This window comes from Streptomyces phaeolivaceus, assembly GCF_009184865.1.
Lineage (GTDB): Bacteria > Actinomycetota > Actinomycetes > Streptomycetales > Streptomycetaceae > Streptomyces > Streptomyces phaeolivaceus.
In genome coordinates this window covers 1026159-1045216 of record NZ_CP045096.1, presented here as the reverse complement: position 1 = coordinate 1045216, position 19058 = coordinate 1026159, and the positions used below count along the sequence as shown (strand labels likewise).

Here is a 19058-nt window from a genome sequence, read left to right as displayed (position 1 = left end):
GCGCTGCGGAATCGCGGTGGTTCACCGCATGACGGGACGGTTGGCGGACGTGTACTCGTCCGCGAGGGTGAAGACGCTGGCACAGCAAGGGCATTCCGCTTTGCCGAACAGGTAGGTGATTCCGTCGGCGAGTACGTCCTGTCCATCGCGGACAGCGATGCGATGCATCCACCGGCCGGTTCCGGTGAGTTGCTCGGCGGCCACCGGCCGCAGGTCCCGTCGTATCTCCTCATCTCCGTCCCACACCTGCGAGTAGTGCCCGAAGTCGCCGATGGCGGTCGTCACTCCCACGCCGCAGTGGGGACAGTCCACGTGGTTGATGTCGTCCGTGAAGCCCTCCAGGGTGTTCGCCCAGTGGTACTCCTCGTCGACGGCGAGCAGGGCGCGGAAGGACACGAGGTAGTCGACCGGCCGCGTCCGCAGGTACCGGTCCAACACCCCACGCAACTCCTTGATCGCGCCGGCGCAGCCCGCCAGCAGATCGTCGCAGCCGTGCAGCCCGGCCGCGCGCTCCAGAATCCTCCCGGCCAGGCCGCGCGCCTGCGCGCTGCGTGGCGCGAGGGACACCAGACGTGGCAGCGCGGCGAAACTGGCCGGGGACACCAGGTCATCCTCAAGGACGAGGCGCCAACCCAACTCCTTCCAAGCTTCGGGATCGTCGTGGAGTTCCACCCGCTCCAAGAGCTTCGGAACACGATCAACCTCGAACCAGCAGTCACGCATCTCGGCCCAGTCCACCACTTCTGCATTGAATCGCAGGACCGTCGACAGCGTCGGCGCGGACCTGGCACCCACCACGCTCGGGTCAGGGTCTCGGCGGGTTCGGCTGGACGAGGCCGGTCTGGTAGGCGATGACGACCAGTTGGGCGCGGTCGCGGGCGTGGAGCTTGGCCATCGCGTGGTGGATGTGCGTACGTACGGTCAGGGGGCTGAGGTAGAGCCGCGCGGCGATGTCCGCGTTGGTGAGTCCGTCGGCGGCCAGGGCCATGACCTCGCGTTCACGGTCGGTGAGGTCGGCCAGGTTCTTCCGAGCCGCGGGGTGGGTGCCCGGCTGGGGGGCGGTGAGGAAGCGGGTGATGAGGTTGCGGGTCGCCTGGGGAGAGAGCAGGGCGTCACCGGCGGCGATGGTGCGGATGCCGGCGACGAGGCCCTCGGCGCCGACGTCCTTGCCCAGGAAGCCGCTGGCTCCCGCGTGCAGGGCCCTGGCGACGTGTTCCTCGGTCTCGAAGGTGGTGAGGATGAGGACGCGGGTGTCCGAGAGGACGGGATCGGAGCAGATCGCAGAGGTGGCGGTCCGGCCGTCCGTGCCGGGCATACGGATGTCCATGACGACGATGTCGGGGTGGTGGACGCGGGTGAGGGCGACCACCTCGTCTCCGTCGGCGGCCTCGCCGACCAGGACGCGGATGGTCATGGGGTGCTGTCCTCGGCGGGCGCACGGAAGCGGGCGCTGACCTCGTCCGCGAGGTGTTGGTGTCCGGCGCGGCGCAGGCCGTCCTCGATGAGTACCGTGGCAGGCGCCCAGATCGGGCCGCGCCAGTACCCGTCGGGCCCGTAGTGCGGGGAGGCGGGGTGCTCGGTCGCCAGGCCGAACGCGGTGAGATGGGTGTCGATGCGTTCGGCCGGCCGGTCGTGGACCTTGGGGGGCGCGCGGTCGCCGAGCACGATGGGCATCAGGTCGAGGAGGCTGGCGCTCGCGGAGGGGGTGCCGCCGTGCGCCGGACGGCTCAGGAACCGTTCGCCGTCCCACAGTTCGTCCAGCAGGGCGGCCTGAAGGGCGTCGGCCGTCTCGGTGCGGCGACGGGCATCGTCGTCGAAGCCCAGTTCGGCGGCCAGCCGGGCCAGTTCGTCGAGCTGGAAGATCAGCACCGAGGTCAAGTCGGCGGTGACGGCCACGCGGTCGGGATCGAAGGTGGTGGCGTTGTCCCAGCCGCTGTCGTTGCCGTGCTGATAGTGGGGCAACGAGGCGCCGGGGGCGCGCCGTACGGTGAGCCAGAAGTCCGTCCAGCGGGTCAGTCCGCCGTACGCCTCGGTCAGCTGCTCCGGGGTGGGCGGATCGGGGAGCCGTCGCCTGAGGTGGCCGAAGGCCCAGCCGTGGATGGGTGGTTTGACGAAGTTGTGGAGCACCTCCGAGTGGGCGACGGAGCCGGGCAGCGCGCCGCTCTCGTCCTGGTGGTCGAAGGGCAGCGAGAACCGGTCCCAGGCGAGGCCGGGCGAACCGGGCCCCAGGGCCAGGGAGTTGAGGCAGTGGTCCCAGCTCCAGACCTTGTCCATCCAGTGCTTGGACATCAGTACCGCGGGCCGGCCGACCAGACCCGCCGGGCGCACGGTCGCCGACCACAGCACATGGGCGGCGAGTTCGGCGGCCGGCGCGCTGTCCGAGCGCCAGGGGACCACCGTGTCGACGAACTCGGAGAACGACCGCCGCGCGGCCCGCGTCACCTCGTCGAACGTCGCCGCCGAGCGGTAGGGCGACCGCGCGCTGTCGAGTTCCTCGATGACTGTCTCCCACGTTCCGTCGGTCCCGGCGGTGACGGTGATTCCGCGGTCGGCCACGCCCAGCGCCTGGGCGCCGTGCGCGTCGGCGACCGTGCCGGACAGCACGGTGATCCGGTAGCGGCGGCCGGTCTCGTACGAGGTGAACGTGTGGGAGACGTCCACCGGGTCGCGGAAGAAGTAGGTCCCGCTGAAGGGGGTGAGGATGGATGCCACCGCGCTGATACCGAGTCCGAGGCCTGTGCCGTGCACGCGTACGGTGTCCGGTGACTCGTAGGCGAGGTCGACACGCCCGCCCGTACCGGTCCAGCTGAGCCGGCTCGGTGTCGCCAGGACAGCGGTCTCCGCCCGCTCGCCCGTCGCCGCGTCGAGGGGGACGAGGCGCAGGACGGCGTGCATGCCGTTCTGGTGCGAGACGAGGTGGAGGTCTTCGGCGCGTGTCTTCTCCGCCAGCACGGGCGAGATGCCGAACCAGGATCCGTGTGTGCTGAAGGGTATGTCGTGGACGGAGAAGGCCGGGCCGGGTGGGGCGGCCTGCATGAGGGCGGTACTCGTTTCTCGAGCGGGGTGGTCGGCGGTCTGCCGGGGGCGACGGTGCTCGCGCGGCGGCTCGTGAGCGAGGTCGCGCGCGGTCGGTCCACTGTCTGTCCTTGACAGTTGTCAGTCCTTGACGGCGCCGGCGGTCACACCGGCGGCGACATAGCGCTGGGCGAGGACGAGGATGACCGCGGCGGGGAGGGAGGCCACGACGGCGGTGGCCATGATGGCGTTCCACTGCTGGTTGTTGTCGCCGATGTAGTGGTGGATGCCGAGCGTGATCGGTTCGTGGGCGCCGCCGCCCGCGAGGGTGCTGGCGAAGACGAAGTCGGACCAGGACCAGGACCACAGGAACGCGAACAGGGAGACCGTGACGACGGCGTTGCGGCTCATCGGCAGCACGATCGACCAGAAGGTGCGCAGCGGCCCCGCTCCGTCCGTCTTGGCGGCCTGGAGCAGTTCGCCGGGGATGCCGGACATGAACGCGGTGAAGATCAGGACACCGAAGGGGACGGCCAGCGTGGAGTCGGCGACGATCAGGCCGGGGACGGACTGGAGCAGACCGAGCTGGAGGTAGATGGCGTAGAAGCCCATCGCCATGATGATGCCGGGGATCATCTGGGCGGCCAGGAGCACGAAGTTGAGCAGTCCGCCGCCGCGTGGGCGCAGCCTGGCCAGCGCGTAGCCGGCGGGTGAGGACAGGGCCACGGTCAGCGCCACGGTGCCGAGGCCGATGACGAGGCTCGTACCGAGGTAGGGCGGCTGGTCGTCCAGCACGGCCCGGTAGCCCTCGAAGGTGGCGTGGGCCGGGAACAGGTCGGGCGGGCTCTTGCGCATGTCCTGGTCGCGGGTGAAGGACACGTTGAGCATCCAGTAGACCGGGAAGAGCATGATCCCGGTCAGCAGGAGGCCGATGGCTGACTCTCCCCAGGTAGAGCGGCGTCGGCGGGGGATCGTTCGCGCGTGCGTCATGACAGCGCCTGCTTTCGCTGGACCCGGACGTAGACCAGGCCGAAGGCCAGGGCCGCGACGACGAGCAGGTTGCCGACGGCCGCGCCGGGGCCGAAGGCGGGGAGCAGGTTGCCGAAGCCGAGCTGGTAGGACCAGGTGGCGAAGGTGGTGGACGAGTCCGCCGGGCCGCCCTTGGTCATGATCCAGATGGTGTCGAAGACCTTGAGCGTGTAGACGAGGCCGAGGAGGAGGGTGATGGCGGAGACCGGGCGCAGCAGCGGGAAGGTGATGCTCCGGAACCGCCGCCAGGGGCCCGCCCCGTCGAGGGCGCCGGCCTCGTACAGGCCGGCCGGGATGGACTGCAGTCCGCTGTAGAGCACGACCAGGTTGAACGGGACGCCGATCCAGATGTTCGCGATGATTACCGAGGTCAGCGACCAGGACGGCGAGGTCAGCCAGTTCACGGGGCCGATGCCGATCGCGTGGAGCGCGGCGTTGACGATGGCGGAGTCGCTGTTGAGCATCCACGACCAGGTGGAGGCCGACACGATCAGCGGGAGCAGCCAGGGCACCAGGAACAGGGCGCGCAGGGTGGCGGAGAGACGGAAGTGCGGGTGGAAGAAGACCGCCAGCGCCAGGCCGATCGCGTACTGGACGACCAGGCACACGACGGTGAAGACGACAGTGCAGCAGAGCCGGAGCGAACGTCGGGTCGTCGAAGACCTTCTGGTAGTTGGCCAGTCCGGTGAAGGGGGCGTCGCCCTGGACGAAGGAGCGGACGGTGTAGTCGCGCAGGCTCAGATCGGCGTTGCGTTAGATCGGATAGGCGTAGAAGAGGATCAGATAGAGGGTGACCGGGGCGAGGAACGTCCAGGCCGCCCACTGCGGGGAGGCGGGACGGCGCCGGGGCGTGGTGCTGGCCCGGGGTGGGGCGGCGACGGTGGCCGCCCCGTCCCGGTCGGGCACCCGCCGACGGTCCGGCAGAGGTGTCGTGTGCTTCATCGGCGGGCCGGAGTCCCGATCACTTGACGGCGGACTGGGCCGCGCCGAGCGCGTCCTTCGGCGACGCCGACCCCGTTGTACTGCGGGTACGGGTCCCAGATCGTGTACGTGCCGCCGTCCTCGGCCTTCGTGGAGGTGTCGCCCCCACCGGAGGAGCACGCGGTGGCACCGGCGGTGACGGTGACGACGGTCAGGACTGCGGCGGTGAGACGCCGTCTGGCAGATGTGTTCATCGCGGTTCCGCATGGGTTTTGGCACAGGTGTGCCCTGGGATCGGCACAGGTGTGCCCTAGCTAGGCGCACCGGAGGTTGTCAAGGCCGTGCACGCCGACGTGCTGCGCGCCCCAGTCGTCCATCAGTAACTGCTGTGCCTGGGCCGTGCCACCGGCCCTGGTGGTCAGCGCGACGCTGGCGCCCCTGATCGCGAGGTAGGTGACGAAACACGCTGAGGGCGGCGATGAGCACGGTGGCACCGATGTCGGTGGCGGCATGCGGACGGTGGCCGCCGGCGGTCGAGGGGGCAGCGGGCCTGGCGGGGCCCTCCTCGGCTGGAGCGAGTGCGTTGGGCCGGGCTGGGCCGGCTCGGTTCGTGGGAGGTGGGCGGTCTGCGGCGGCCGGGTCGTGTGCCCTGGCCGCCGCAGGTGTGTCAGGCCGGGTCCGGGATCGCCGTGATGGCGTAGTCGGTGTTGGCGGGGTCCGCGGAGTAGAAGTGGGCGTTGGTCAGGTAGAGCGTGTTGCCGTGGCGGGCGACCGTGGTGGGGGTGTCGAACCGGGGATCGGTCACCTCGTGCGCGAGCCGGCCCTCAGTACCGGTCTTGTTGAGGTGCAGGACGGACAGCTTGTTGGGCGTGTTGCGCACGACGTAGAGCGTGCGGCCCTCCAGGCGCATGCCGTCGCCCCAGGACATGTCCGCGCCATGGACGTCGACCGGCGTGGCCCGGCCGGTGGCCGGGTCCACCCGGAACAGTGTGCCGGTGTTGGTCTGGATGACCAGGAGCGCCTTGCCATCGGGGGTGGGGGTGATGCCGTTGGCGTTCCAGCCCTGGTCGCCGTCACCCTTGTAGGGCATGCCCTCGAGGGGGATGGTCCTGACCTGGCTCTGCTCGGGCAGCTCACCGTGCTGGCCCAGGGGCAGCTTGTACAGGTTCGGGGACAGGGAGTCGGTGACGTAGATGGCCCCGTCGAGAACCGCGAAGTCGTTGACGGCGGTCGAGGTGTCCTTGGCGAGCTGGTAGGTGGCCAGCAGATTGCCGCTGCGGGAGTCGATCACCCGGACGTCTCCGCCGTAGCCACCGGCGACGAAGAGGCGTCCCTTGCCGTCGAGCATGATGCCGATCGATCCGACGCCGGTTGCCGGGGTGAGTACCTTCCGCTCCCCGGTCCTCAGGTCGAAGCGGTAGATGGTGCCGTCCGCGAAGGATGTGACGTAGGCGGTGGAGCCCTTGATCACGATGCCTTCGGGCCGCTCGCCTCTCGGCATCGGCAGGGTCGTCGGCCACTGCGACGGGTGCGCGGAGGCAGTGGCGGCCACTGCGGGCGCCTTCCCAGCGAGGAAGGGGGACGACTCGTTGGCGTAGGCGCTCGGCGCGGCGGCCAGCGCCACGGCGATCAGACCGGCGGGCAGGGCAATGGGCAGTTTCATGATCCAGATTCCTTCAGGTTCAGATGCTTGGGCCGGACGGTGGCCGGCACGGGAGGCGCGCATCGCAGTCCCTATATGAAAGTACTTTCAATATAGTGCGCTATGGCCACTTGAGTGTCAAACATCAGCCAGACCGAGGAACAACATGACGACAGGCAGGCAGCACCGGCACTGCCCAGCGCCACCGGTACCGCGACCCTGCGCGACGAGCGGCTGACACTCGAGCCCGGATCACTGACACGGCCCGTGAGTTGTTCGGGGAACCCGGCTTCCCCGTACCGTCTCGCGGCCATCACGACGCCCGCCGGGGTCCTGCAGCACCGCCTGACGGGACCCCTGGCGGAAACGGGAATGGTGTGTCGCCCGCACGCTTGTGGGCGACGAGACCCCTTCATACGTGGGGCCTCATGAACAGTTCGCGGTGTTGGATCGCCGAGCAGCGGGACGCCCCGGTGCCGCGTGTTCTGTCTCGGGCCGGGCAATCCGGTTCGGCCACCTGCCCGGCGGGTGCGGTCGCCGGTGCCCGCGGCGGTGACCATCACGCCCAGTAGCAGGCCGAGTGTGTCGACCACGACGTGCCGCTTGCGGGCATAGGGCGCTCGGGATGGGGTGTAGAGGCTTCCCCACGTGGGCTCGCGTCGGCGTGTGAGTCGCGCTCGGCGGCAGTGAGGCGGCAGGTGAAGGTGGGCCACAACGCTCCGCGCAAGCAGCCGCAGGGTGTGGGCGGGCCGTTCTTGTGCAACGGCGAGCCTCGCGAATGCGTCAGCGGGCGTCGATGACCATGAGCGCGGTGTGGAGCGAGGTGCGTGACTCGACGGAATCGAGGGAGACGCCCAGAATCCGTTCGATGAAGCGCAGACGGCTGTAGAGGGTGGGGCGGCTCAGGCCCGCAAGGCGTGCGGTGTGTGTCTTCGAGCCGGAACAGTCGAGGTGGGTGCGCAGCAGGGCCAGGAGGTTGTCGCCGGTGCGGGTGTCGTGGTCGAGCAGGCGTCCCAGTTCGGTCTCCGCGAACCTCTGGACACGGTGGTCGTCGCGCAGGAGAGCGACAAGTCCACGTAGACGTACATCGGTTGAGCGGTAGAGGCGGTTGGGTTTGGGCATGGTCAGGCCGACGTCGGCGACGTGTTCTGCCTCGGCGAGACCCTGTGCCGCTCCGATGAGGCTGGACGATGAGGGTGCGGTGCCGGCGGCCCAGCCGTCTGTGCCGCTTCGCCCGGTCAGTCGGTCGCGCAGGCCGGTGCACACGGCGTCGAGTACGTGATCGGCTCCCTTGGACGCGCACGAGATGACCGCCGAGACGGTCCCTTCGCGGCGGATGGAGGCGATCGCGGTCTCGCCTGTGGCGGCCACTGCCTGGCGGACGGCGTTCAGGAGACGACGGTCGACCTCCCCCTGCGTCAACGCGTCGGTGTTGGGGCGCCGCGGGACGCGCACGGACAGCGGGGCGTACTGGTTGTTCGGGGTGAGACCCAGGGCGGCCGCCCGGGCCATGGCCTCGGGTTCCTCGCCGATCCGGCCGCTCAGCAGGTCGTCGAGGAGGCCGCCGAGCGCCTGGACCACGAGGGCGTCGCGCTCCTGCTGGATCATCCGGTGCAACTGGAGGGACTGTGCGGCGCGTTCGAGGACCATGCGGGCGCGGGATGCGTGAGGTGTCCGGGCGGGCAGGACGAGTCGGCCCCACCGTTCGGAGCCGACGCCCACGGGGACGGCCGACCAGGCGGAGCCGTGTGCTGGGGTGCTCGCGGAGTCGTGGAGGCGTGAGCGTTCGGCCCACTGGCGCAGGAGGTCGGCGGTCGGGGTGTGGAGCGCGCAGTAGGCCAGCACGTGTCGGCTGACGTCTTCCAGGACGAGAGGTGCGCCCAGGGTCTGTGCCGCGCGCGTGACGATGTCGGTGGTGGAGGCACGGGCGATGTTGAGCGAGGTGAAGACCTCGTGGGTGGTGCGGGCGAACTCGACCTCCTCGTACTGGTCGGCCACGATCAGCCGGTGCACCTGCTGGGTGACTTCGACGAAACGGATTCTGTCGGTCAGGGCCACGAGTGGCAGGGCGAGCGAGTCGGCGAGGGTCGCCAGATGCTCGGGCACGGTGCCGAGACGGGCGCCCAGTTCGACGACGAGGCCCGCCACGTCCTGCGCGGCCAGCATGGTCAGGTAGGCCTCTGCCTGCCATGCGCCCTCGGTCAGGGGAAGACCGGTGGTCAGGACGAGTTCTCCGCCCTCCAGCAGGTCGGTGAGATCGGTGAGATCACTGATGTGCACCCAGCGAACCGGGCGGTCGAGGTGTTCGCGGCCGCCGACGAGGTGCGGCCGGCCCGCGGCCATGGCGGACAGCTGGAGGACTTCCCGGATGCTCGGCTGCATTGACGCATCGTAAAGAACTCCCCTCACAGGTGAACAGATCGTCGGAGCGGGTTCTGGAAGCCTCGCAGCAGGCGGGCGGACGGCCCTGCTCGGAGCGTCGGCTCCGTCTGTTGTGAGTGATCGAGTGAGGGTGAGGAAACCGTGGCGATCAGCGACCTGGCACGCATGGGCCATTGGGTCAACAACAAGGCGTTTCCCGGCACCAGCGGACGTGCCGCCGCAGTGACCAATCCGGCGACCGGCGCGGTGACGCGCGAGGTGGCGCTGGCCGACGTGGCGGACTCCCGTGCGGTGATCGAGGCGGCCGCGGCCGCCTTCCCGGCCTGGCGCGACACGTCACTGGCCAAGCGCACAGCGATCGTGTTCCGCTTCCGCGAACTGCTCAACCAGCGCAAGAACGAGCTCGCCGAGATCATCACCAGCGAGCACGGAAAGGTCCTGTCCGACGCGCTGGGCGAGGTCACCCGCGGACAGGAGGTCGTGGAGTTCGCCTGCGGCATCCCGCACCTGCTCAAGGGCGACTTCAGCGAGAACGCCTCGACCGCGGTGGATGTGCACTCGGCCCGGCAGCCGCTCGGCGTGGTCGGCGTCATCGCGCCGTTCAACTTCCCCGCCATGGTGCCCATGTGGTTCTTCCCCGTGGCCATCGCGGCCGGCAACACCGTCGTGCTCAAGCCGAGCGAGAAGGCGCCGTCGGCCGCACTGTGGCTGGCCGCGCTGTGGGCAGAGGCGGGGTTGCCCGCCGGTGTCTTCAACGTGCTGCAGGGCGACAAGACCGCCGTCGACGAGTTGCTGTCCCACCGGGCCGTCAAGGCCGTCAGCTTCGTCGGCTCCACCCCGGTCGCCCAGTACGTGTACGCCACGGGAACCGCCAATGGCAAGCGGGTCCAGGCTCTCGGCGGAGCCAAGAACCACGCCGTCGTCCTGCCCGACGCCGACCTGGACCTGGCCGCCGACGCCATGGTCAACGCCGGGTTCGGGTCGGCGGGCGAGCGCTGCATGGCCATCTCGGCCGTGGTGGCGGTCGGCGCCGTCGCCGACGAACTCGTCACGAAGATCGCCGAGCGGGCCCGGACCGTCAGGACGGGCGACGGCACCCGGGGCTGTGACATGGGGCCCCTGGTGACCGCCGCGCACCGCGACCGGGTCGCCTCCTACATCGACCAGGCCGAACAGGACGGCGCGAGCCTGGTCGTCGACGGCCGCGAGGTGCGCGCCGACGGCGGCCGGGACGGGTTCTGGCTCGGCCCCACGGTGATCGACCACGTCACTACCGACATGAGCTGCTATACGGACGAGATCTTCGGGCCGGTCCTGTCCGTACTCCGGGTGGACTCCTACGACGAGGCCCTCGAACTGATCAACTCCAACCCGTACGGCAACGGGACGGCGATCTTCACCAACGACGGCGGAGCCGCCCGCCGCTTCTACAACGAGGTCGAGGTCGGCATGGTCGGCATCAACGTGCCGATTCCCGTGCCGGTGGCCTACTACAGCTTCGGCGGCTGGAAGAACTCCCTGTTCGGGGACACGCACGCGCACGGCACCGAGGGAGTGCACTTCTTCACCCGCGGCAAGGTCGTCACCTCCCGCTGGCGGGCCCCCAGCCACGGCGGCCTCAACCTCGGCTTCCCTCAGACCGTCTGAAGGAGACACCGCCGTGGCTCCTCAGCCGCACACGGATGATGCCCTTCCAGGCACACCGCACCGGCCTCGACGGAGCACGGCGGCGTCCAGCTTCTTGACCTGAAGGTACAGAATGCGTACTGTTCCGGCCATGGGACGGCCGAAGCAGTTCGATCCGGACATCGCGGTCGAGCGAGCCATGGAGGTGTTCTGGCGGAAGGGGTACGCCGCCACAACGCCCCAGGACCTGGTCGACGCACTCGGTCTGGGCAAGGGGAGTCTCTACAACGCCTTCGGCAGCAAACGAGCGCTGTTCGAACTGGCTCTGCGTCGCTACCGCGACAACCAGACGGAACTGCTGGCGCAGTTGCTCGACGAGACAGGTCCGGTGAAGGACCGGCTGCGCACCATGCTGCGACTCCTGGCGGAGATGGATCTGGCCGACCCGGACCGTCGCGGCTGTATGGCGGTGAACACCGCTGCGGAACTGGCGGGAACGGGCGAGACCGCGACCGCGGTGGTCCGCCGGATGTTCGACCGAACCGAAGACGCGTTCCGTCAGCTGATCGTGCAAGGTCAGCGTTCGGGGGAGATCGCATCCGACCGTGATCCCGAGGCCCTCGGGAGTCTGCTGCTGAACAGTGTCGTCGGGCTGAGGATCCTGGCCCGCGTCGCCGACGGGCCGGACCGCCTGTCCAGGGTGATCGACGCGACCGTCGACGCCCTCTGATCACACGAACCGAACCGAACCGCCGACTGGCCGACCCCTGCCCAAATTTTGTACTCACAGGTAAAGAATTGGTGGATCATGAAGCTCAACCTCGACTCCAAGACCGCAATCGTGACGGGTGCCGGCCGAGGCATCGGACTGGCAACCGTCAGGACACTCATCGCGGAGGGCGCCCGCGTCGTCGGCGCCGCCCGCACGGTCACGCCCGAACTGAAGGAAACGGGAGCCGTCCCCGTGTCGGCCGACCTCAGCACCGCCGACGGGGTGAGCGCATTCATGGAGCAGGCGCTCGCTGAGCTGGGCGGCCTCGACCTGTTGGTGAACAACGTCGGCGGAGGTGACGCGCTGGAGCCGGTCGGCTTCCTTGGCACGGACGACGCGGCATGGCAGGCCATCTTCGACCTCAACCTGCTCAGTGCGGTTCGCGTCACCAGGGCAGCCATGCCCAGCCTCATCGAGCACCGCGGCTCGGTCGTCAACGTCTCGTCCGTCAACTCAAGGCTTCCTGCCGCGGGTCCGGTGGCCTACAGCGCGGCCAAGGCGGCACTGACAGCCCTCGGCAAGTCGCTGGCCGAGGAGTTCGGCCCTCAGGGCGTACGAGTCAACACCGTGTCGCCCGGTGTCGTCCGCACGTCCGTCTGGGAGGACCCCGACGGGTTCGGCGGCAAGATCGCCGCTCTCGCGGGCGCTGAGCATGCCGCGTTCCTCGAGCAGATTCCGCAAGCGTTCTCGATCACCACCGGCAGGATCAGCGAGCCCCACGAGGTGGCATCACTGATCGCGTTCCTGCTGTCCGATGTAGTCGGCAATGTCACCGGTGCGGACTACGTCATCGACGGTGGCACGCTCAAGGCCACCTGACCTGCGAAGAGTCCCGCGTGCCGGGATGCGCCGGAACGCCGCCAGTCCCGCCGGCTTCTTCCCCGAGGGCATAGCGATCGGCAGCGGCCCCACCGCGTACATCACCTCTCTGGCAAACGGTGACGTGTACAAGCTCGACCTCGACACCGGCACAGGCCGGCTTCTCACTCGCGGACCGGGCGCAGGCGCGGCCGGCATCGCCCTCGACACCTTCGGCCGTCTGTTCGTCGCGGGCGGGCAGGCAGGCACTGCCTGGGTGATCAACCCGGCGACCGGGGGAGTCGTCACGACCTACCGGCTCGCTGCGGAAGGCTTGGTCGTCAACGACTTCGCCTTCACCCGGGATGCGGCCTGGGTCACCGGCTCACTGGTCCCCGTGCTGTACAAGCTCCCCTTCGGCCGCCGAGACGGCCTGCCCTCGCAGGCCGACGTGGTCCGGGTGCCGCTCGGCGGTGACATCACCTTCCAGGAGGGCTTCAACGTCCCCGCCCAACGCCCGCTTCACCCATCCATCACCGCGGAACGCCGAGTGCACCGTGGTTTCCATCCCGGCGTAGTCCCGGCAAGCAGCGACGAAAGGCATGGGACGGCGCAGTCCAGGTCGCCCGTGCCGGCCGGTCCCGCTCCCTGCGCACTGTGCCGCAGGGAGCTGTCCTGTTGGGCAGGTTGTGGTGTCCCGGCCCGTCAGGGCGTCAGTCACCGGGAGTTGTTCCGATCAGGATGAAGGCCATCCGGGCGGGCTCGGTGCCGAGGTTCCGCCAGGCATGCCGGGTCTTCTGCTGAATGACGACGTCACCGGCTTCGAGGGGAGTCGGGTCGCCGACCTCGAGCTCGAGCCAGATCCGGCCCTTCAGGACAATGCCGTAGTCGACGGAGTCGGTGAGGTGGAGGCCGCTGCTGTCCGTCTCGAAGCGCTCGGCCATGCCGGGCTGGTGCTCAATGGTCTCCGCCGCCGCTGCCTCGGGGTCGAACCCGTCCGCGGTCATGACCGACACCGGTGGGAACTCGACCACGATCAAGCGCGTCTGACCTGGGTCAGGGTGCGCGAGTACGCCCTTCGGTGCCGCCTCGTCGACGTCGGCCCGGGGGATCGGGTCCGTTGCCCACAGGATCGAGGTCAGCATCCCCGGGATCGACTCGAACTGGTGCTCGGTCGGTGCCGGGCCGTCGGTGAGCACGACGGCCTTGCCGTCCCGATGACCGGTTACCACGCGTCTGACGAGAGCGACCATGTGGTCCGTCCCTTCCGGATCTGTGATCCGCCCGAAAAATGTCTCATGGGTGAGACGTGGATGACACATTCGTGGACTTTTACGCTTCTGTCAATGGTTCGGTCGCCGTCACGACGCGCGTTGTGGGTCGTGATGTGAGGCCGCGCCGAAAGGGGTTTGCTTCTGACGGACTCATGGGTCTCGACCTTGGGATCATGTGGATCATCCCACGTCGGACCGCTTGCGCATGTGCTCGCAGTTGAAGTTGTCGGCGGCTGCCGACGTATGGATGAGGTGCCCCGTGGTGGGTCACTGTCGGGATGCGTGGCGCTCGCTGTTGTCGCTCACCCGAGACTTCTCGTCTTGGTGAGGAGACAATAGGTATTGACGTGAGGTGGGGGTCACACCATTCTGATGCTCCCGGCACAGTCGACGGGCAGCGAGGCCCGGTGTCGACGTAAGGGGTAAGGAACGGTGCAATGGGAAAAACGAAGATCGCAACAGTTCTCGCTCTAGTGGCGGCCGTGAGCGGAGTGCTCAGTGCCTGCGGCGGCGAACCGGCACGAGCCGCCGGCGATTGCCGCAACTTCAAGATCGCCGTAGCCGATGACGACGTCCGCCGCACGGCGCTGTGGGCGATCAGCCACGATCAGATCGACACATCCAAGTTCCCTGGTCTGAAGGTGAGTTATCTGACCATCCCGGCGCTCATTCAAGCGGTCGGAACGGATCAGTACGACGTCATCGAATCGTCTCTGATCGGCGTCCCCCTGGCGAGGAGCAAGGGGATCGACCTCCGCATCCTCGCTGTCTCCTCGGGACGTGCGTCCCACAACAAGCCCACTCCGAGTGCGCCCGGCATCTATGTGCCGAAGGGCAGCGACATCAACAGCGTCAAGGACCTGGCCGGCAAGAAGATCGGCGTCACCAGTTTCGGGTCGACGACGACGCTGAACAACCAGATCGTCCTCCATGAGAACTACGGCTTCAACGCGGAACTGCAGGGCGGCGACATGAAGTGGGTCGAGCTCGACCCCGCCCAGTTGACCACCGCCCTCGACCGCGGACGGGTCGACGCTGCGGCAGTGACCAGCTTTCCCGCGTACGTCCTGGGCACCGATGGCAAGCATCGTCGCGTCATGGACACCGACGCCGAATGGCGAAAGGCGACCGGCGGTCACAACATCGTCGGCGGGGCCTACGTGGCCCTTGCCGACCAGGTTGATGCGAACGAGACTTGCTACCAGGCCTTCCAGGCCATGCTCACCAAGTCGATCGACTACGCGAAGGCGAACCTCGAGAAGATCGCCGTCGACGTGGCGGAGCAGACCGGACTCCCCAAGGGATTCATCCTCACGCAGTGGGGTGAAGGGACGGTCTACGACTACCTCGGCAACCTCGACGGCAGGGCGGTCGCCGACGCCCAGTCCTTCCTGGACAAGGCCGCCCAGACCGGGGACATCCCCAAGCCCTTTGAGATCCAGGACGTGGTCGTACGATGACGAAGGCACTCATGCGCGCGCCCAGAGCAGTTGAGGGCAAGGTGGCCGACCGGGGAGCGAAGAGGCCGCCGGCCAGGTCTCGCATCATGAGCCGTGTCCTCGCCAATGGCGTTCCACTGCTGGTCGTCGTCGTCTGGTACTTCGCCGCCCAGAACCAGCCGGAGTACCTGCTGCCTGCCCCCTTGGAGGTGGCGAAGTCCCTCAAGGAGATGCTGATCGGGAACCTCGCCGATCAGACGTTCATCTCTATGGTCCGGATCGTCCTGGCCGTGGTCATCGCGATGGCGATCGGTGCCGTCCTGACTCTCATCGCGCATCTCCTTCCCGTCGTGGACGGCCTCTTCGGCTCTCGGCTGCTTCCGTTCGTCAACGCGGTCCCGTCAGTGGGGTGGGCGATCCTCGGCGTCATCTGGCTCGGTGTGTCCGACGGCGCCGTCGTCTTCGTCGTCGTGCTGATCCTCCTCCCGTTTTCGATGGTCACCCTGCGCGAAGGGCTCCGAGCGATCGACCCCGAGCTGCGCGAAATGGGGAGAAGCTTCACACGGCGAAGGTATCTGGTGGCCCTGAAGGTTGAGCTGCCGTTGCTGTTCCCCTACGCGCTGGCCGCCGCTCGACTTTCCTTCTCGGTCGGATGGAAGGTGGCGATCATCGCGGAGTTCTTCGGGGCCGAGCGCGGTCTTGGCCTCGTCATGAACCAGGCCCGCCAGAATTTCCAGACCGAGACCGTCTTCGCGTCCATTCTGGCGGTCGTGACCATTGTTTTCGTGGTGGACCATCTCGTCTTCGATCCGCTCGGGAGACTCGCTTCACGGCGATCGGGAACGCTTGTCGAGGAGAGGAACAACTGATGACTTCCACTCAGACCGCCGCCCTGGCGGTGAGGATAGAGGACATGCAGATCCAGTTCGGGTCTGAGACGATCATGTCCGACTTCCATCTGGATGTTCAGGAAGGCGAATTCCTCTGCGTCCTCGGCGCCTCGGGTTGCGGTAAGTCCACGACTTTGCGGATCCTGGGTGACCTGATACCGCCCAAGGCCGGAGAGGTCACCGTCTTCGGAAAACCACCTCACGAGGCTTGGTCGGAGCTCGCTTACGTGTTCCAGAGCCCTCGTCTGCTCCCCTGGTTGTCGGCCCGCGACAATGTCGTCCTGGGGATGACCCTCAGGGGAATGAGGGGACGCCGCCGAGAATTCCGTGAGGTCGCCGAAGAGAAGCTCAGTCTCCTCGGCCTGAGTCACGTCTCCCGCAAACCCGCTCATCAGCTTTCCGGAGGAGAGAAGCAGCGGGTCGCCATCGCGCGAGCCGTTGCGGTTCAGCCGCGGATGCTCTTGATGGACGAGCCGCTCAGTGCCTTGGACATCAAGACGCGGACGAAGCTCCGGGCCGATCTCGTGACGCTGTGGGAACGCACCGGCACGACGATCGTTTTCGTCACGCACGACGTCGAAGAGGCCGTGGCGCTGGGCACCCGAGTGGTCGTGCTCTCTTCTCGTCCCGCTGAAGTCATCCACGACGTGCGGGTCGACGCCGCGCAGCCACGGGATCTCAGCTCCATGGACATGGTCGACCTTCGGCGGGAACTCACCCGAGGGCTCGATCCGGCCGAGATCACGGGCGTGTGAACGCCACGAGGTTGCGCGACGGTGACGCGTCTGTCTGCTTCTGAGAGGCGATGACGCGAGGCGTTGCGCACCGTGCATCAAGCGACCGTCCGCCGATGTCGTCGACAGGGCGGACGGTCGCACGTCCGTTGGGCCGCCATCTCGTACCGGCCCGCAGACCGCGGGGGAGACCGTCACGATCGTTCCCCCTCCAAGACCGCCCCGACCAAGGGGGAACCGGAGTTCACGGCCCGAATCACCGGCTTCGCATCCAGGTGGTAGACACCGAGATCGGTCCGGGCGCGGGGTTCCCCGGCCGGCTCAGCCGTTGACGAAGGTGAGGCTGGCCGCGTCGTTGCGGGGCCCCGCGACCTGCTCGGGCGGGGCGGCGGCCTCGATGGCGGCGAGGTCCTCGGTGGACAGCACGAGGGCCAGGGCCGCCAGGTTCTCCTCCAGGTACCGCTGCCGCCGGGTTCCGGGGATCGGCACCACGTCGTCGCCCCGGTGCTGCACCCAGGCAAGGGCGAGCTGGCCGGCGGTGACTCCCTTGGCCGCGGCCAACTCGTTCAGCCTCGTGACGATCGCCAGGTTCCGTTCGAGGTTGCCGTCGGCGAAACGCGGCTGCCTGCGCCGCATGTCGGTCTCCGCGAGCGCCTCGACCGAGTTGTAGCGGCCGGTCAGGAAGCCGCGCCCGAGCGGGGAGAACGGGACCAGGCCGATGCCCAGCTCGCGGCAGACCGGGGCGATCTCCGCCTCCAGGTCGCGGGTCCACAGCGACCACTCGCTCTGCAGCGCGGCGATCGGGTGCACCGCGTGCGCCCGCCGGAGGGTCATTGCGCCGGCCTCGGACAGCCCGAGATGGCGGACCTTCCCGGCCCGCACCAGCTCGGCCATGACGCCGACGGTCTCCTCGACCGGCACCTCGGGGTCGACGCGGTGCTGGTAGTAGAGGTCGATGTGGTCGACGCCGAGCCGGCGCAGTGACGCTTCGCACGCCTGCCGCACATAGGCGGCGTCGCCGCGGACCCGGGTGGGCTCGCCCAGGCGGTTGGCGAAGCCGAACTTCGTGGCCAGCACCACCTCGTCGCGACGTCCGGCGATGGCTCGTCCGATCAGTTCCTCGTTGTGCCCGGCACCGTAGAAGTCGGAGGTGTCCGGCAAGGTCACCCCGCGGTTGAACCGCCCCGGGTTCGTTGGAGATCTCTGTTGGTGGCTGTGAGCTGGGGTTTCGTGGTTGCTCGGTAGTAGTTGGCTTCGTATTCGACGGGCGGAATGTGCCCTATCTCACCGTGGAGCCGGCGGTGGTTGTACCAGTCGACCCACTCGGCGGTGGCGAGCTCGACGTGCGAGAGCGTCTTCCACGGCCGCTGCGGTTTGATGACCTCGGTCTTGAACAGACCGATCGTCGACTCCATCAGCGCGTTGTCGTACGCGTCGCCGACCGAGCCGATCGAGGCCGCGATGCCAGCCGCGTCGAGGTGTTCGGCGAGGCGAAATGAGGTGTATTGCGACCCGGCGTCGGAGCGGTGGACCAACTCGCCAGGGGCCGGCGGACGGCCGTCGCGGTCGCGCTGCCACAGCCCCATGTCCAGGGCGTCCAGGACGAGTTGGGTCTCCTTCGACACGACGCGGACCAGCCGACAATGCGACGCGAGAAGGTGTCCACGACGAACGCGACATAGACGACGCCCGCCCAGGCCGCGACGTGTGTGAAGTCGGCAACCCAGGTGCGGTTCGGAGCCGGGGCGACGACTCGCGGTCGAGCAGGTCCGGGGCCCGGGCGGCGGCCGGATCCGGCATGGTGGTGATGACCTTCTTGCCGCGGACGGCGCCGGCGATGCCGAGCTCGCGGATGAGGCGCTCGATCGTGCAGCGGGCCACCTCGTGGCCCTGGCGGTTGAGCTGTCGCCAGACCTTCCTGGCGCCGTAGACCCGGTAGTTGGACTGGTAGACCTCCTTGATCTGTTCCTTGAGTTCTTCGTCCCGCACGGTTCGTGCCGAGAGCGCCAACAGGCGCTTCCTGGCCGCGTAGTAGGTGGAGGGGGCGATGCTGATGCCGTGTGCTGCCAGCACGGTGCAGATCGGCTCGACACCGCCGAAGCGGTCCCGCGTCTCGTCGATGAACGCTACGAGCGCGTGTGTGGCCGGTCGAGCTCGGCCGCGAAAAAAGCCGAAGCCGCCTTGAGGATCTCGTTCGCCCGCTTCAGCTCGGCGATCTCCTTCTTCAGGCCCTTGACCTGCGCGGCCTCCTCGGTCGTCGTCCCCGGCCGCTGCCCGGTGTCGATCTGGTCCTGGCGGATCCACTTGCGCAGCGTCTCGCGCGAACCGATGCCGAGCTTCTCCATCACCGCGTTCAGCGCGGCGGTCTCGGTCGGATAGCCGTCGCGGATCTCCGCGACCATGCGGACCGCGCGCCTGCGCAGCTCGGGCGGGTACATCGAGGGTCGTGCCATGACTCGGAGTCCTTACACGGAATCGAGTCTCCATTCGAACCGGGGCGGTTCACGCGGCGCGTCCTGGGCATCCTCGCCACCGA

At 68.3% G+C, this 19058-nt stretch carries 15 protein-coding genes and 3 pseudogenes; 7 read left to right on the top strand and 11 right to left on the bottom strand.

Translation table 11 applies throughout. The features are described 5' to 3' along the window. Positions 1 to 21: 21 nt before the first annotated feature. The 8 genes and pseudogenes from F9278_RS05080 to F9278_RS05040 form a co-directional block, all read right to left on the bottom strand. On the bottom strand, positions 22 to 603 hold the full coding sequence (locus tag F9278_RS05080; RefSeq protein ID WP_152167192.1) for a hypothetical protein: 582 nt from the start codon (positions 601 to 603) through the stop codon (positions 22 to 24). A gap of 202 nt (positions 604 to 805) precedes the next feature. Next, positions 806 to 1414 (bottom strand): response regulator, encoded by a 609-nt coding sequence (locus tag F9278_RS05075; protein ID WP_152167191.1) that lies wholly within the window; start codon positions 1412 to 1414, stop codon positions 806 to 808. Beyond that, positions 1411 to 3036: an amylo-alpha-1,6-glucosidase gene (locus tag F9278_RS05070; RefSeq protein WP_226966641.1), complete on the bottom strand. Its 1626-nt coding sequence runs from the start codon at positions 3034 to 3036 to the stop codon at positions 1411 to 1413. The genes F9278_RS05075 and F9278_RS05070 overlap by 4 nt, the downstream gene beginning before the upstream one ends. 120 nt (positions 3037 to 3156) lie before the next feature. Then, positions 3157 to 4005 carry a carbohydrate ABC transporter permease gene (locus F9278_RS05065; RefSeq protein WP_152167190.1) on the bottom strand — a complete coding sequence of 283 codons (849 nt, stop codon included), beginning with the start codon at positions 4003 to 4005 and terminating at the stop codon, positions 3157 to 3159. Further along, positions 4002 to 4986, bottom strand: a pseudogene (locus F9278_RS05060) (carbohydrate ABC transporter permease). The gene F9278_RS05065 and the pseudogene F9278_RS05060 overlap by 4 nt, the downstream one beginning before the upstream one ends. Next, positions 4983 to 5219: a hypothetical protein gene (locus F9278_RS05055; RefSeq protein WP_193241373.1), complete on the bottom strand. Its 237-nt coding sequence runs from the start codon at positions 5217 to 5219 to the stop codon at positions 4983 to 4985. The pseudogene F9278_RS05060 and the gene F9278_RS05055 overlap by 4 nt, the downstream one beginning before the upstream one ends. Positions 5220 to 5632: 413 nt before the next feature. Then, positions 5633 to 6628 (bottom strand): SMP-30/gluconolactonase/LRE family protein, encoded by a 996-nt coding sequence (locus tag F9278_RS05050; protein WP_193241372.1) that lies wholly within the window; start codon positions 6626 to 6628, stop codon positions 5633 to 5635. A 762-nt stretch (positions 6629 to 7390) separates the two neighbouring features. Further along, positions 7391 to 8989: a PucR family transcriptional regulator gene (locus F9278_RS05040; RefSeq protein WP_152167188.1), complete on the bottom strand. Its 1599-nt coding sequence runs from the start codon at positions 8987 to 8989 to the stop codon at positions 7391 to 7393. Positions 8990 to 9154: 165 nt separating this feature from the next. Here F9278_RS05040 and F9278_RS05035 point away from each other — a divergent pair, with 165 nt between their 5' ends. From F9278_RS05035 to F9278_RS05020, 4 genes are all read left to right on the top strand, one after another. After that, positions 9155 to 10636, top strand: a complete 1482-nt coding sequence (locus F9278_RS05035; RefSeq protein WP_152173703.1) for a CoA-acylating methylmalonate-semialdehyde dehydrogenase — start codon at positions 9155 to 9157, stop codon at positions 10634 to 10636. A 130-nt stretch (positions 10637 to 10766) separates the two neighbouring features. Continuing rightward, positions 10767 to 11345: a TetR/AcrR family transcriptional regulator gene (locus tag F9278_RS05030; RefSeq protein WP_152167187.1), complete on the top strand. Its 579-nt coding sequence runs from the start codon at positions 10767 to 10769 to the stop codon at positions 11343 to 11345. A gap of 78 nt (positions 11346 to 11423) precedes the next feature. Next, entirely contained in the window at positions 11424 to 12206 is a 783-nt protein-coding gene (locus F9278_RS05025; RefSeq protein ID WP_152167186.1) for an oxidoreductase, read from the top strand. Positions 12207 to 12231: 25 nt separating this feature from the next. After that, a complete protein-coding gene (locus tag F9278_RS05020) occupies positions 12232 to 12930 on the top strand; it encodes an NHL repeat-containing protein (RefSeq protein ID WP_152167185.1) in 699 nt (232 codons plus the stop codon). Here the strand turns inward: F9278_RS05020 and F9278_RS05015 are convergent. Then, on the bottom strand, positions 12899 to 13417 hold the full coding sequence (locus F9278_RS05015; protein WP_226966640.1) for a cupin domain-containing protein: 519 nt from the start codon (positions 13415 to 13417) through the stop codon (positions 12899 to 12901). The genes F9278_RS05020 and F9278_RS05015 overlap by 32 nt on opposite strands. 479 nt (positions 13418 to 13896) lie before the next feature. On the opposite strand from F9278_RS05015, the gene F9278_RS05010 reads away from it, so the two are divergent. The 3 genes from F9278_RS05010 to F9278_RS05000 all read left to right on the top strand — a co-directional run bounded on the left by F9278_RS05010 (position 13897) and on the right by F9278_RS05000 (position 16543). Beyond that, on the top strand, positions 13897 to 14919 hold the full coding sequence (locus F9278_RS05010) for an ABC transporter substrate-binding protein (RefSeq protein WP_152167183.1): 1023 nt from the start codon (positions 13897 to 13899) through the stop codon (positions 14917 to 14919). Positions 14920 to 15005: 86 nt separating this feature from the next. Continuing rightward, complete coding sequence (locus F9278_RS05005; protein WP_193241371.1) at positions 15006 to 15767, top strand: ABC transporter permease; 762 nt, start codon at positions 15006 to 15008, stop codon at positions 15765 to 15767. Then, positions 15767 to 16543 (top strand): ABC transporter ATP-binding protein, encoded by a 777-nt coding sequence (locus F9278_RS05000; RefSeq protein WP_152167181.1) that lies wholly within the window; start codon positions 15767 to 15769, stop codon positions 16541 to 16543. The genes F9278_RS05005 and F9278_RS05000 overlap by 1 nt, the downstream gene beginning before the upstream one ends. Positions 16544 to 16843: 300 nt before the next feature. On the opposite strand, the pseudogene F9278_RS04995 reads toward F9278_RS05000, so the two are convergent. Together F9278_RS04995 and F9278_RS04990 are read right to left on the bottom strand one after the other, a co-directional pair. After that, positions 16844 to 17695, bottom strand: a pseudogene (locus tag F9278_RS04995) (aldo/keto reductase); the annotation flags it as partial. Next, positions 17686 to 18975: pseudogene (locus F9278_RS04990) on the bottom strand (IS3 family transposase). The pseudogenes F9278_RS04995 and F9278_RS04990, both read right to left, overlap by 10 nt. Between the last annotated feature and the right edge of the window lie 83 nt (positions 18976 to 19058).